13 protein-coding genes are annotated in these 12705 nt (G+C 68.3%); 11 read left to right on the forward strand and 2 right to left on the reverse strand.

Annotated elements, in window-relative coordinates; translation table 11 throughout:
• The 7 genes from tolQ to HOP52_RS04810 are packed head-to-tail and all read left to right on the forward strand — an operon-like array spanning position 1 to position 5889.
• The gene (gene tolQ, locus HOP52_RS04780) at positions 1 to 696 is read left to right on the forward strand and encodes a protein TolQ (protein ID WP_275298069.1); all 696 of its coding nucleotides are present in this window, start codon (positions 1 to 3) and stop codon (positions 694 to 696) included.
• Between the two features lie 11 nt (positions 697 to 707).
• On the forward strand, positions 708 to 1145 hold the full coding sequence (gene tolR / locus HOP52_RS04785) for a protein TolR (RefSeq protein WP_238976126.1): 438 nt from the start codon (positions 708 to 710) through the stop codon (positions 1143 to 1145).
• A gap of 16 nt (positions 1146 to 1161) precedes the next feature.
• Positions 1162 to 2418, forward strand: a complete 1257-nt coding sequence (gene tolA / locus HOP52_RS04790) for a cell envelope integrity protein TolA (RefSeq protein ID WP_238976127.1) — start codon at positions 1162 to 1164, stop codon at positions 2416 to 2418.
• Between the two features lie 11 nt (positions 2419 to 2429).
• A complete protein-coding gene (tolB, locus tag HOP52_RS04795; protein WP_422677685.1) occupies positions 2430 to 3707 on the forward strand; it encodes a Tol-Pal system beta propeller repeat protein TolB in 1278 nt (425 codons plus the stop codon).
• Positions 3708 to 3751: 44 nt separating this feature from the next.
• Entirely contained in the window at positions 3752 to 4291 is a 540-nt protein-coding gene (gene pal / locus HOP52_RS04800; RefSeq protein ID WP_238976129.1) for a peptidoglycan-associated lipoprotein Pal, read from the forward strand.
• 36 nt (positions 4292 to 4327) lie between these two features.
• On the forward strand, positions 4328 to 5098 hold the full coding sequence (gene ybgF / locus HOP52_RS04805; protein WP_238976130.1) for a tol-pal system protein YbgF: 771 nt from the start codon (positions 4328 to 4330) through the stop codon (positions 5096 to 5098).
• A 26-nt stretch (positions 5099 to 5124) separates the two neighbouring features.
• Positions 5125 to 5889 carry a YciK family oxidoreductase gene (locus HOP52_RS04810; protein ID WP_238976131.1) on the forward strand — a complete coding sequence of 255 codons (765 nt, stop codon included), beginning with the start codon at positions 5125 to 5127 and terminating at the stop codon, positions 5887 to 5889.
• Positions 5890 to 5934: 45 nt separating this feature from the next.
• Here the strand turns inward: HOP52_RS04810 and HOP52_RS04815 are convergent, their stop codons facing one another.
• Positions 5935 to 6588, reverse strand: a complete 654-nt coding sequence (locus HOP52_RS04815) for an HAD-IA family hydrolase (protein WP_238976132.1) — start codon at positions 6586 to 6588, stop codon at positions 5935 to 5937.
• Entirely contained in the window at positions 6588 to 7328 is a 741-nt protein-coding gene (ubiG, locus tag HOP52_RS04820) for a bifunctional 2-polyprenyl-6-hydroxyphenol methylase/3-demethylubiquinol 3-O-methyltransferase UbiG (RefSeq protein WP_238976133.1), read from the reverse strand. Before ubiG ends, HOP52_RS04815 begins: the two co-directional genes overlap by 1 nt.
• A 175-nt stretch (positions 7329 to 7503) precedes the next feature.
• Between ubiG and galU the strand changes: the two genes are divergently transcribed.
• The 4 genes from galU to tamA all read left to right on the forward strand — a co-directional run bounded on the left by galU (position 7504) and on the right by tamA (position 12700).
• Positions 7504 to 8394 (forward strand): UTP--glucose-1-phosphate uridylyltransferase GalU, encoded by an 891-nt coding sequence (galU, locus tag HOP52_RS04825; RefSeq protein ID WP_238976134.1) that lies wholly within the window; start codon positions 7504 to 7506, stop codon positions 8392 to 8394.
• A 5-nt stretch (positions 8395 to 8399) separates the two neighbouring features.
• Positions 8400 to 9713 (forward strand): UDP binding domain-containing protein, encoded by a 1314-nt coding sequence (locus tag HOP52_RS04830; protein WP_238976135.1) that lies wholly within the window; start codon positions 8400 to 8402, stop codon positions 9711 to 9713.
• A 79-nt stretch (positions 9714 to 9792) separates the two neighbouring features.
• Positions 9793 to 10725, forward strand: coding sequence for a coiled-coil domain-containing protein (locus HOP52_RS04835; protein ID WP_238976137.1), 933 nt, complete (start codon positions 9793 to 9795; stop codon positions 10723 to 10725).
• A gap of 157 nt (positions 10726 to 10882) precedes the next feature.
• Positions 10883 to 12700 carry an autotransporter assembly complex protein TamA gene (tamA, locus tag HOP52_RS04840; RefSeq protein WP_238976138.1) on the forward strand — a complete coding sequence of 606 codons (1818 nt, stop codon included), beginning with the start codon at positions 10883 to 10885 and terminating at the stop codon, positions 12698 to 12700.
• Positions 12701 to 12705 lie beyond the last annotated feature (5 nt).

Raw genomic sequence — 12705 nt, forward strand, 5'->3', positions numbered from 1 at the left:
ATGCCCGTGAACGACTCCATGTCCATTCCCCACCTGATCATGAGTGCCAGCACCGTGGTGCAGCTGGTCATGCTGATCCTGACGATCGGTTCGATTCTCTCCTGGGTGGTGATCTTCCAGCGCACCTTCGTGATGCGCCGGGCGCGCCGCACCCATCAGGCCTTCGAGGAGCGCTTCTGGTCCGGCGTCGACCTCAATGAGCTGTATCGCGACACCCCTGCCGAACAGGAGACCCAGGGCGCCGAGCACGTCTTTCGCGCCGGCTTTCGCGAGTTCAACCGCCTGCTGACCAAGACGCGCAGCCCCGAGGCCATCCTCGACGGCGTCCAGCGCAGCATGCGGGTGGCCTGGTCCCGGGAGGAGGATCGCCTCACCCTGCACCTGGTGTTCCTGGCCACCGTGGCCTCCGCCAGCCCCTACATCGGCCTGTTCGGTACCGTCTGGGGCATCATGGGCTCCTTCCAGTCGCTCTCCATGGCCCAGCAGGCGACCCTGGCCACGGTGGCGCCGTGGATCGCGGAGGCGCTGATCGCTACCGCCATGGGGCTGTTTGCCGCGATTCCGGCGGTCATCTTCTACAACCGGCTCTCCGCGGAGTCGGGCCGGCTGCTGGGCAAGTACGAGGATTTTGCCGAGGAGTTCCACTCCATCCTGCATCGTAACCTGCAGGGTCGCGGCGACGCCGACGCCGCCTGAGGGAGTCGCACATGAACGGACCTTTCAACCGCGGCGGACGGCGCAAGCCGATGGGCGAGATCAACGTCGTGCCCTTCATCGACGTGATGCTGGTGCTGCTGGTGATCTTCATGATCACCGCGCCAATGCTGACTCAGGGGGTCCAGGTCGACCTGCCGCAGGTGACCTCCGAAGCGATCGACGCCCAGGAAGACAACGAGCCGATCGTGGTGTCGGTAGACCGCGAGGGCGGCTACTACCTGCAGCTGGGCGGCGATGAGATTCGCGTCGACCTCGATGAGCTCGCCGAGCGGGTGATCATCCTGCTCGATCGCCAGCCCGGTACACCGGTCATGGTGCGTGGCGACCGCAGCGTGCCCTACGGCGAGGTGGTGACCCTGATGAGCACCCTGCAGGTGTCCGGCGTGGTCAATGTCGGGCTGATCTCCGAGCCTCCCCCGCGTGACTGAGGAGAGAACAGACGTCATGGCGCGACAGGAGCCGCAGCTACACTCACGGGATGACCGGCCGGTCGGCTACGGCCTGCCCACGGTGCTGGCCGTGGGGCTGCATCTGGTGGTGGTGGTGCTGAGCGTGGTCACCCTGCCCCAGCGCGAGCCGGAGCACCAAACCAGCTCCATCGTCCAGGCCACCCTGGTGAGTACCGAGACCACTACCGACCAGGCCCAGCGCGCCGAGGAGGCCCGTTCCCGGGCGGCGGCGCGCCAGGCGGAAGAAGCAGAGCAGCAGGCCCAGGCAGAGCGCGAGGCGGAACAGGCCGCCGCCGAGGCCGCCCAGCGGGAGGCCGAGGAGCAGGCTGCCCGGGAAGCGGAGGCACGCGCCCGCGAAGAGGCCCGCCAGGCCGCCGAGGCCGAGGCCCAGCGCCGTGCCGAGGAGGCCGAGCGCCAGACCGAGCTGCGCGAGCAGCAGGAAGCCGAACGCCAGCGCCAACAGGAGGAGGCCGCCGAGGCCGAGCGGCAGCGTCAGCTCGAGGCCCAGCGGCGTGCCGAGGAGGAGGCCGAACGTCAGCACCAGGCGGAAGAGCAGGCCCGCCGTGAGCGTGAAGCCGAAGAGCAGCGCAGGGCCGAGGAGGAGGCCGAGCGCCAGCGCCAGGCGGAGGAGCAGGCCCGCCGTGAGCGCGAAGCCGAAGAGCAGCGCCGGGCCGAGGAGGAGGCCGAGCGCCAGCGCCAGGCGGAGGAGCAGGCCCGCCGTGAGCGTGAAGCCGAAGAGCAGCGCAGGGCCGAGGAGGAGGCCGAGCGCCAGCGCCAGGCGGAAGAGCAGGCCCGCCGTGAGCGCGAAGCGGAGGAGCGCCGCCGCGCCGAGGAGGAGGCCGAGCGCCAGCGCCGGGCCGAAGAGGAGGCGCGACGTGCCGCCGAGGCCGCCAGCCAGGGCCTGGACCGCGCCATCGAGGGCGAGTCCGACGCGGTGGCCAATGCCCGCCAGGCTCAGGAGGCGGCCAACAGCTTCATCAACCTGGTGCGGCGTGCCGTGGAGCAGGCCTGGGTGATTCCGCCCGGGGCCGGCGGCGGGCTGGCGGCTACCGTGCAGGTCCAGCTGGGGCCGTCGGGCGAACTGTTTGGTGCCAGCGTGACTCAGAGTAGCGGGGATAGTGCTTTTGACCGCTCCGCCATCCAGGCGGTAGAGGCCGCCGCGCCGTTCGGTGAACTGCGACAGCTACCCGCTGCCGCGCAACGTGACTTCCGTCAATTCAATCTGCGATTCAGACCGGGGGATGTACGCTGATGAGAGCCTTCATGACCACCTGGCTCGGCGCCATGCTGCTGCTGTTCGGCACCCTGGCCCACGCCAACCTGACCATCGAGATCACCCGCGGCAGCGACCGCGCCACTCCGATTGCCGTGGTGCCCTTTGCCGAGGATGGACAGTCCCTGCCCGAGGACGTCGCCGAGGTGATCAGCGACAACCTGGAGCGCAGCGGCTACTTCGAGCCGCTACCGCGCAGCGCCATGTTCAACCGTCCCGCCACCGGTGAAGAGGTCAGCTTCGGTGAGTGGCGAGCATTGGACGTGCGCTACCTGGTGGTGGGGCGCGTCGCGCGGGAGGGGGACGGCTACCGGGTCCGCTACGAACTGCTGGATGTCAGCGGTGGCCGCCGCATGCTCGGCGAGACGGTGACGGCGAGCAGCGGCGAGCTGCGTGGCGGAGCGCACTACATCAGCGACCAGATCTTCGAGGCGATCACCGGGATTCGCGGCGCCTTCGCCACCCGCATCGCCTACGTCACCGCCCGGGGCGTCGGCGATGACATGCAGTTTGGTCTCTATGTCGCCGATGCCGACGGTCGCAACGGCCAGCAGGTGCTCAGCTCCCGCGAGCCCATCCTCTCGCCGGCCTGGTCGCCGGACGGTCGCAAGCTCGCCTATGTCTCCTTCGAGACCGAGCGGCCGGCCATCTATATTCAGGAGCTGGCCACCGGGCAGCGTGTCAGGGCGACCTCCTTCGAGGGGATCAACGGGGCCCCTGCCTGGTCACCCGACGGCCGCAAGCTGGCGATGACGCTCTCCAAGGACGGGCAGCCGGAGATCTACGTGATGGATGTCGGCGCGCGCAGCTTCGAGCGCATCACCAACAACTCCAGCATCGATACCGAACCGGCCTGGTCCCCGGATGGCCGCAGCCTGCTGTTCACGTCCGACCGCAGCGGTGGCCCCCAGCTCTACCGCCATGACATGAGTAGCGGCCAGGTGGAGCGCTTGACCTTCACCGGCAACTATAATGCCCGGGGCCGCTTTGCACCGGACGGCGAAGCGATCTTCCTGATCCACCGCTCAAGCAACGGCTATCAGGTGGCGCGCCAGGACCTGGAGTCGGGTCGCCTGGTGGTGCTCAGCGAATCGCGCTGGGATGAATCTCCCAGTGTTGCCCCTAACGGGACCATGGTAATCTTCGCCACCCAGGCAGGAAACAGCGGGGTGCTGAGTGCCGTATCGGCCGATGGGCGTGCCTCCTACCGGCTGCCCTCGGCGCAGGGTGACGTGCGTGAGCCCGCCTGGTCACCATTCTTAAACTGATGCTCGATGAACCCTGTCAATCGAATCCTCCAAGGAGTTTGACGATGCAATTCAAGTCGCATGCCAGAACCCTGGCCATCGCCCTGTCGCTGGCGTTCGTGGCCGGCTGTTCCAGCACCGGCGGCACCCAGGACGGGACTGTGGATCGCAGCCGTGACGGTGCCGCGGGTACCGGTGTGGCCGGCACCGGCCAGGTCAGTGGTACCGGGATGGGGACCAACGGGCAGCGAGCCGGCCAGCAGGTCGACGGTCGCATCCCCGAAGTGCGCACCATCTACTTCGATTTCGACCGGGACAATATCCGTTCCGAATTCGAGTCGGTACTGATTGCTCATGCCCGCTACCTGCGCTCCAATCCCAACGCACGGGTCGTACTCCAGGGACATACCGACGAGCGCGGCACCCGCGAATACAATATGGCCCTGGGCGAGCGCCGGGCGCGTTCGGTCGAGCGCTTCCTGGGAGTCCAGGGCGTCTCGCCCTCGCAGCTGGAAATCGTCAGCTACGGGGAGGAGCGTCCGGCCGTGCGCGGGCACAACGATGAAGCCTACGCCCAGAACCGTCGGGTGGTCTTCGCCTACTGATCGAACTGGCGCAGCCTGCGCCGGATGGAGTCATGCATGAGACACGGTCTGAAAGGGCTGTGCGGCGCGGGAGCCATGGTGCTCCCGCTGCTCGTAGTGAGCCCAGCGATGGCGCAGCAGCGCCCGATAGTGGAGGACCTCACGGCCCAGTCCCGCACCTTCCTCGATCATGCGGAGGTGCGTGAAGAGGCGGGGGGTAGCCTGGTCATCTTCAACCAGGTCCAGGAGCACCAGCGCGAGATCCAGCAGCTGCGCGGCGAGATCGAGGAGCTGCGCCATCAGCTCCAGCAGCTGCGCAATCAGACCCGCCAGCAGTATCTGGATCTCGATGAGCGTCTGATGGCCGGCAGCGCCGGTATCGAGCCGTCCCCCGAGGTCGATGCGGAATCGGCCCGTCAGGTGGTACAGGCATCGCCGTCCAGCGGTGTGAGCGCCGATGCCCAGGCCGCCTACCAGTCCGCCTTTGCACGGGTTCAGGCCCGAGAGTTCGAGGAAGCGATCAGCGCCTTCGAGGCCTTCGTGGTCGAGCATCCCGACAACAGCCTGACCGCCAACGGCCACTACTGGCTCGGCGAGCTGCATTCTGCCCAGGGCGACCTGGGAGCCGCGGAAACGGCCTTCCGCCGGGTCATCGATGACTATCCGCAGAGCAGCAAGGTGCCCGATGCGCTCTACAAGCTGGGCCTGATCAAGGCCCGCCAGGGGGAGCCGGACGCCAGCCGCGGCCTGCTCGAACGCGTACGCGAGGACTACCCCGACAGCAGCGCGGCGAGCCTTGCCAACGACTTTCTTCGCCAGTCCCTGTGAGGCTGGCCATTGACCAAGGAGCCGCCATGAGCTGCAAGATCGACTACCAGGCACCGGCCGATCTGCTGAAGGACCGCATCATTCTGGTCACCGGCGCCGGTGACGGGATCGGCCGGGCAGCGGCCCTGAGCTTTGCCCGCCATGGTGCCACCGTGATTCTGCTGGGACGCACCACCAGCAAGCTGGATAAGGTCTACGACGAGATCGAGGCGGCCGGCGGGCCACAGCCGGCCATCGTCCCGCTAAATTTCGAGGGGGCAACGCTCAAGGACTACCATGACATGGCCGAGACCCTGGACAAGGAGTTCGGGCGTCTCGACGGCATCCTGCACAATGCCGGCCTGCTGGGGAAGATCACCCCCTTCGAGCAGTACAGCCCCGAGCTATGGGAGCAGGTGATGCAGGTCAATATCAACGGGCCCGTGTGGATGACCCAGGCCCTGTTGCCGCTGCTGGAAGCGTCGAAGGACGCCTCGGTGGTGTTCACTTCGTCCAGCGTCGGGCGCAAGGGGCGCGCCTACTGGGGGGCCTATGCGGTCTCCAAGTTCGCCACCGAAGGTTTCATGGAGGTGCTCGCCGACGAGGTGGAGCACCGCGGCATGATTCGCGTCAACAGCCTCAATCCCGGCGCGACCCGCACGCGCATGCGGGCCAATGCCTATCCCGGCGAAGACCCGGAGAGCCTGCCGACGCCGGAGGCGATCATGCCCACCTACCTGTGGCTGATGGGGCCGGACAGCCGTGGCCACAACGGCGAGCGCTTCGATGCCCAGCCGCCCCGCCAGGGTTGATCGCGCCCACGCCTGCCCCGTTGCTGCGGCAACGGGGCGAGGCCGTCAGTCCATCAGCGCTGCTACCAGCGCCTCGCCGGTATCGAACCAGCGGTCGGCCGGCCAGCCACGATAGTCGTCGCCCTCCTCGATATAGCCGTAGCCAACCGCGATGGCGGCCATCCCGGCGGCGCGGGCCGCCTGCATGTCGCGTAAATGATCGCCGATGTACCAGCATGACTCGGCCGCCACGCCCAGCCGTCGAGCCGCGGCCCACAGCGGCTCAGGGGCCGGCTTCTTGACCGGCAGGTCGTCGGCGCAGAGCAGGGCGCCGGGGGTCATGCCCAACGCCTCGACCAGCGGTGCGGCGTAGGCGCGCGGCTTGTTGGTGACAATGCCCCAGGGCCTCTTCTGCGCCTCCCAGTAGCTCAACAGCGGCTCCAGTGGCGCGAACACCCGGCTCTCGGCCGCCACGGCCCGCCCATAGGCGTCGAGCAGGAACTGCCGGGCATCGGCATGGGCCGGGTGGCCGGTCTCCAGGCCCAGGGCCAGCGCCACCAGGGCGCTGCCGCCGTTGGAGACCTGGGCACGGATCACCGGATAGGGCAGGGGCGCCAGGCCGTGGTGGGCACGCAGCGCATTGGTGGCCCGCGCCAGGTCGGGGGCGGTGTCGACCAAGGTGCCGTCCAGGTCGAACAGCAGGGCCTGGGGGCGCTGCATCACACCAACTCCCGGCGGCAGTGCATCAGGTAGTTGACCGAGACATCGCGATCCGAGAGCCGGTAGTGGCGGGTCACGGGGTTGTAGACCAGGCCGCTCTGCTCGCGTACCGCCAGATCCGCTTCGCGGCACCAGCCGGCCAGCTCCGAGGGGCGAATGAACTTGCGGTAGTCGTGGGTGCCCCGGGGCAGCATGTTGAGCAGGTACTCGGCGCCGAGGATTGCCAGGGCATAGGCCTTGGGATTGCGATTGAGGGTAGAGAAGAAGACGTGGCCGCCGGGCTTGACCAGGGTCGCGCAGGCGCGAATCACCGAGCCGGGATCGGGGACATGCTCAAGCATCTCCATGCAGGTGACCACGTCGTACTCCCCGGGATGGGCATCGGCCATCTCCTCGGCGCTGGCTTGCCGGTACTCCACCGCCACGCCGCTCTCCTGGGCGTGCAGGCGCGCCACGCCCAGCGGCGCCTCGCCCATGTCGATGCCGGTCACCCGGGCGCCACGGTGGGCCATGGCCTCGGCGAGAATGCCGCCGCCGCAGCCGACGTCGATCACCTTCCGGCCGGCCAGACCACAGCGGGCGTCGATGAAATCCAGGCGCAGCGGGTTGATGTCGTGGAGGGGCTTGAACTCGCTCTGCGGGTCCCACCAGCGGCTGGCCAGCGCCTCGAACTTGGCTACCTCGGCCTGGTCGACGTTGTGGCGGTGGGGGGATACACCGTCCTGGAGGGGTGCACTCATCTGATCTCTCCGTATAAGAGGGCGGCGCACGTGGCATCGACCGGCGCCTTCGGTATCATGGACCCATTCTACCTGCAGCCGCCGCCGCTTTCCCATGCCTGCGCATTTCCTTGCCCGAGCATCATGCACCCGGCGACAGCGGCCAACCGCCGTTTACCCTGACAAGGAAGGCATCATGATTCGCAAGGCCGTTCTCCCCGTGGCCGGCTTCGGCACCCGCTGCCTGCCGGCATCGAAGGCGATCCCCAAGGAGATGATCACCATCGTCGACCGCCCCGTCATCCAGTACGTGGTGGAAGAGGCGGTGGCCGCCGGCATTCGCGATATCGTGCTGGTAACCCATGCCAGCAAGAGCGCCATCGAAAACCACTTCGACGCGAACCATGAACTCGAGGCCAGCCTCAAGGCCAAGGGCAAGCAGGCACTGCTCGATGAACTGAGCGCTATCGTGCCCAATGATGTCAATATCATCAGCGTGCGGCAGCCACAGCCGCTGGGTCTTGGCCACGCGGTGCTCTGCGCGCGCCCGGTGGTGGGTGACAGCGAGCCCTTTGCCGTGCTGCTGCCCGATGTACTGGTCGCCGGCGAGGCGGGCGCCGCCAACGATCTGGCCTGCATGCTCGAGGCCTATGCGTCCAGCGGTCGTGCCCAGCTAATGGTCGAGGAGGTGCCCTGGGAGCGCGTCGATCGCTACGGCATCGTGGCCCCGGAGGGTCCGGTACCCGGTCCCGGCGCGGGCTGCCCCTTGTCAGGCGTGGTGGAGAAACCGCCCCGTGACCAGGCGCCCTCCAACCTGGCGGTGATCGGCCGCTACGTACTGCCGGGCGATATCTTCCCGTTGCTGGCCGAGACGCCGCCGGGGGCGGGTAACGAAATCCAGCTCACCGATGCCATCGAGACGCTGCGCCGCCGCGACGGCGTCGATGCCTGGCGTATGCGGGGCAAGACCTACGACTGCGGCCATCCGCTCGGCTATCTGGAGGCCATCCTGGCCTATGGCTGCCGTCACCCTCGCCTCGGGGAGGAGGTGCGCGCGCTGATCGACCGCTACGGCCGGAGGGAGTAAACGCCATGCATGTGGTAATTCACGGCAGTGAGCTGGCGGCGGCCACGGCGGCCGCGGCGCTGTCCTGGGTGGGGCATCGGGTGCACTGGGTGCCCCATGCCAGCATGCCCTGGTCGACGCTGGCCGAGGCCGACTGGCTGCAGCGCGAGCCCGAGCTGCTGGCTCGACTGGCGGAGGGGCGCGAACAGGGCACGTTGACCGTGGACGGCAGCGGTGATCGGCGCGAAGCGGGGCGGGTCGATATCGTATGGCTGGCCCTCTCGCCGGAGCAGCGCACCGAGGCCGGTGAGCTGGTGGCGTCGGCGGCTATCGCAGCCAACCAGCCACTGGTGCTGGTTAACAACTCGACGTTCCCGGTCGGTGAGACCGAGCGGCTCGAGGCGAGCCTGAACGGCGTCGAGTCGCGCGCCGTGACGCTGGTCGACATGCTCGAGGAGGGGCGCGCCTGGCAGACCTTCACGCGCCCCTCGCGCTGGCTGTTGGGCTGCGACGACGGTTGGGCCGAGGCCCAGGTGCGCGAGCTGCTGCGCGCCTTCAACCGGCGACGCGACGCCTTTCAGCGTATGCCGCGTCGCGCCGCCGAGCTGACCAAGCTGGCCACCATCGGCATGCTGGCCACGCGCATCAGTTATATGAACGAGATCGCCGGCCTGGCAGACACCCTCGGTGTCGACGTCGAGTACGTGCGTCAGGGCATGGGGGCCGACTCGCGAATCGGCTACGAATACCTCTACCCGGGCTGCGGCTTCGGCGGTCCCCACTTTTCCCGGGACCTGATGCGCCTGGCCGATGTCCAGGAGGCCAGCGGCCGTCATTCGGCGCTGCTCGAGCAGGTGCTCGACATCAACGAGCAGAAGAAGGAGACCCTGTTTCGCAAACTTTGGGCGCATTTCCAGGGACGCCTCGAGGGCCGCACCCTGGCGATCTGGGGAGCGGCCTTCAAGCCTGGCTCCGCGCGCATCGACCATGCGCCGGTATTGACCCTGCTGCGGGCGCTGTGGGCCCAGGGCGTACGCGTACGGCTGCACGATCCGGCCGCCACGGCGGCGCTGCGGGATGCGCTCGGCGACCACCCGTTGCTGGAGCTGTTCGACGGCGACCCCTATGCCGCCTGCGAGGGAGCCGATGCGCTGATGCTTGTCACCGAATGGAAGCACTACTGGAATCCGGACTGGGCGCGCCTGGCCGGGCAGCTGCGTGAGCGGCTGCTGCTCGATGGCCGCAACATCTACGACCCGAACCACGTGGCCAGCTGGGGGCTGACCTATCGCGGCATCGGGCGTCGGGCCGATGCCGCCGAGCGGTGTGTGCGGCGTTGAGACGATGGCGTGCGTCCAGTAGGGCGGGCCGCCTACAATGGGCAGGCGCCTGCCTGCCCATGGAGACAAGGAGTTAGCCATGTCCGAAGCGCGACCGCCCGAGCGGCGCCCGATCGTGCCGGACCCGGATGCCAGCGTGTCACGCCTGCACCGGGCGCGGCCGCCGGCCCCGCGCCTCTGGCCACTGTACGTTCTTCTCCTGCTGCTGCTGGCCGCGGTGGGCGCACTGGGCTGGCTCGGCTGGCAGGAGAGCCAGCGGCTGGACACCCAGTGGGAGCGGCTGGCCGGCGAGATGTCCAACGTGCATGCGCGCTTCGATGTGGAAGAGGAAAGGGGGGCGCGCCTGGAGGGGGTGATGGCAAGGCTCGGTGCCCTGGAGGAGCGCAGCGACTCCATCGCCGCGCGTACCACCGGGCTGGAGCTCGAGCTGCAGCGCTCGGCCGTCGGAGACCTTTCCTGGATCGAAGCGCTGTCCGAGCGCCAGGAGGAGCTCGCCGACCAGGCGGCGACCCGCGATGCCATGCTGGGCGCCCTGCAGGTGTCGCTGGATGCCCTGGAGCGCGTCGGTGAGCAGGGGCGCGAGGCGCTGGCAACGCGGTTGGAGACCCTGGACGAGGCCGGCGAGCGGCGTACCCAGCGGCTGGAGGCCGAGCTGGAAGCGCTGAATGAAGCCCTGGCCGCCGAAAGAGAGGCGTGGCAGTCCCGTCTCGATCCGCTGGCCGACGACCTGGCGCAAGGGCGGCAGGCTCGCGAGGCACTGGCGGAGGAAATGGCTTGGCTTCAGGCACTCGTCGAACGGCGCCAGGGCGAGCAGGAGGAGCGCCTCGAGGCGCTGTCGGCAGAGTATCGTGCCCTGGCCGATGAACTTGAAGCCCAGGCGGCCAGTCATGAAGATGAGCAAGAGGCAGTCGTCGCCCTGCAGGGGCGGCTGACGGCCATGGAGGGCGAGCTGCGTGAACTGCGACAGTCGCAGCTCGCCCTCAGCGCGGGGCTGGAGGCCCTGCGTCAGTAGCTTCGTCTCCGGAGTCGGCCATCCCTGGACCGCCTTCGACGAAGCAGAGTCGCCTGGTGGATGGAGTCGTCGCCAGGCAACGGGAGTCGGTCAGGAAGCCGTTGATATGGGAAGACGCGTGATACCACGCCTGGTGGCAGCGGCCTTGTGTCTTGGCATGACTCACGCTGCGTGGGCCCTCGATGCCCGGATTCACGGGATCGAAGGCGATGTGGCCGACAATGTGCGCCACTACCTGAGCGGCCTGGAGGCCGAGCAGTACGGACGAGCTCGGCTGGAGAGCGAGATCCGGCGGCGCACCCGCGAGGCGATGCGGGTCTATGGCTACTACGAGCCTGAGATAGAGCATCAGTTGGACGATCGCGACCCACCGCGTCGCGTCACGCTGACCATCGAGCCGGGCCCCCAGGTGCGCATCGAGGTGCTGGATATCCGCCTCGACGGCGACGCCGCCCGGGATCCCCCTTTTCGCCAGGCCGTGGATGACTTCCCCCTGGCGCTGGGCGACCCGCTGAGCCACGCCCCCTGGGACCGACTGCGCAATCGCCTCGCCGCCCTGTCGCTGGAGCGCGGCTACTTCGACTGGCGCTTCACCGACCGGCGCATGGAGGTGCGCCCCTTCGACGAGAGCGCCCGGCTCTACCTCGCCCTGGACAGCGGTGCCCGCTATCGCTTCGGTCAAGTGGCCATACGCGGCAGCCATATCGTCGAGGAGCGGCTGCGGCGCATGGCGCCCTTCACCCCCGGCGACCCCTACCTGGCCGGGGATGTCGCCCTCTACAACCAGCGCCTGGGGCAGGTCGGATGGTTCGGCTCGGTCAGCGTGCGCCCACGACTCGACGTGCGCCGGGAGCTCGCCCTGCCGCCGCCGCGTCTGGGCTGGTGGAACGAGGTGGACGCCGCCGGCGAGGCGGCGGCCGATGCCACTCCTGAGATCAGCGTATCGCGATTGACCCCCGATGCCCTGACGACGGTGGCGACGCTGCGGGCCCCGGAGCGGCCCGAAATGCCGATCGACGTGGTGGTCACCCCGGCCGATCGCCACCAGTTCGAGGTCGGCGTCGGCTACGCTACCGATGTGGGGCCGCGGCTGCGCTTCGGCTGGGATCAGCCGTGGATCAACCGCTACGGCCACAGTCTCGATCATGACCTCTTCGTCTCCCAGCCGGAGCAGCAGCTGACCGGCACCTACCTGATGCCGCTGGACAACCCGCTGCGCGACCAGTACCGGGCCCAGTACGGCCTGCGGCATCGCGACACAGGCGATACGCGAACCCTCGAAAGCAGCGTGGAACTGGCCCGACGCTGGGAGTTCGACAACCGCTGGGTCCAGACGGTGTTCGTGCGGGCCACCTTCGAGGACTTCACCCAGGGGGGTGAGGCCGACAGCGTCCTGATCTACTATCCCGGCGTCAGCTGGTCGCGCACCCGCACCCGCGACCCGCGCTTTCCCACTTGGGGTGATCGCCAGCGTATCGCCTTCGAGTATTCCGACTCAGTGTGGGGCTCCGATGCCGATTTCCTGCGCATGACCGGGGATACCGAGTGGATCCGCATGCTGGGCGACAACCAGCGTTTCGTCACGCGCCTCGGGCTGGGGGCGATCGAGACCGACGACTTTTCCAAGGTTCCTCCTTCGCTGCGTTTTTTCACCGGCGGGGATCGCAGCGTGCGCGGCTACGCCTACGAGAGCCTGGCGCCGCGCAACGAGGAGGGGCGTCTGCGCGGCGGCCAGCAACTGCTGACCGCCAGCGCCGAAATCCAGCGGCGGGTGACCGGCGACTGGTGGGGCGCGGCCTTCGTCGATACCGGCGACGCCTTCGATGACTGGGCGCCCGATTCACTCAACACCGGGGCCGGGCTAGGCGTTCGCTGGATATCGCCGGTCGGCCCGATTCGCTTCGACGTGGCTCACCCCTTCGACGACGAGGAGAATGCGTGGCGCCTTCATTTCGCCATTGGACCGGAGTTCTGAGAACT

Source organism: Billgrantia campisalis, assembly GCF_022341425.1.
Classification (GTDB): Bacteria; Pseudomonadota; Gammaproteobacteria; order Pseudomonadales; family Halomonadaceae; genus Halomonas; species Halomonas campisalis.

Bases quoted from the DNA above. Each gene is read 5' to 3' on its own strand.
- tolR (WP_238976126.1), top strand. From the start codon at position 708: ATGAACGGACCTTTCAACCGCGGCGGACGGCGCAAGCCGATGGGCGAG.
- HOP52_RS04830 (WP_238976135.1), top strand. From the start codon at position 8,400: ATGCATGTGGTAATTCACGGCAGTGAGCTGGCGGCGGCCACGGCGGCC.
- pal (WP_238976129.1), top strand. From the start codon at position 3,752: ATGCAATTCAAGTCGCATGCCAGAACCCTGGCCATCGCCCTGTCGCTG.
- tolB (WP_422677685.1), top strand. From the start codon at position 2,430: ATGACCACCTGGCTCGGCGCCATGCTGCTGCTGTTCGGCACCCTGGCC.
- tolQ (WP_275298069.1), top strand. From the start codon at position 1: ATGCCCGTGAACGACTCCATGTCCATTCCCCACCTGATCATGAGTGCC.
- HOP52_RS04810 (WP_238976131.1), top strand. From the start codon at position 5,125: ATGAGCTGCAAGATCGACTACCAGGCACCGGCCGATCTGCTGAAGGAC.
- tamA (WP_238976138.1), top strand. From the start codon at position 10,883: ATGACTCACGCTGCGTGGGCCCTCGATGCCCGGATTCACGGGATCGAA.
- ybgF (WP_238976130.1), top strand. From the start codon at position 4,328: ATGAGACACGGTCTGAAAGGGCTGTGCGGCGCGGGAGCCATGGTGCTC.
- HOP52_RS04835 (WP_238976137.1), top strand. From the start codon at position 9,793: ATGTCCGAAGCGCGACCGCCCGAGCGGCGCCCGATCGTGCCGGACCCG.
- HOP52_RS04815 (WP_238976132.1), bottom strand. From the start codon at position 6,588: ATGCAGCGCCCCCAGGCCCTGCTGTTCGACCTGGACGGCACCTTGGTC.
- galU (WP_238976134.1), top strand. From the start codon at position 7,504: ATGATTCGCAAGGCCGTTCTCCCCGTGGCCGGCTTCGGCACCCGCTGC.
- ubiG (WP_238976133.1), bottom strand. From the start codon at position 7,328: ATGAGTGCACCCCTCCAGGACGGTGTATCCCCCCACCGCCACAACGTC.
- tolA (WP_238976127.1), top strand. From the start codon at position 1,162: ATGGCGCGACAGGAGCCGCAGCTACACTCACGGGATGACCGGCCGGTC.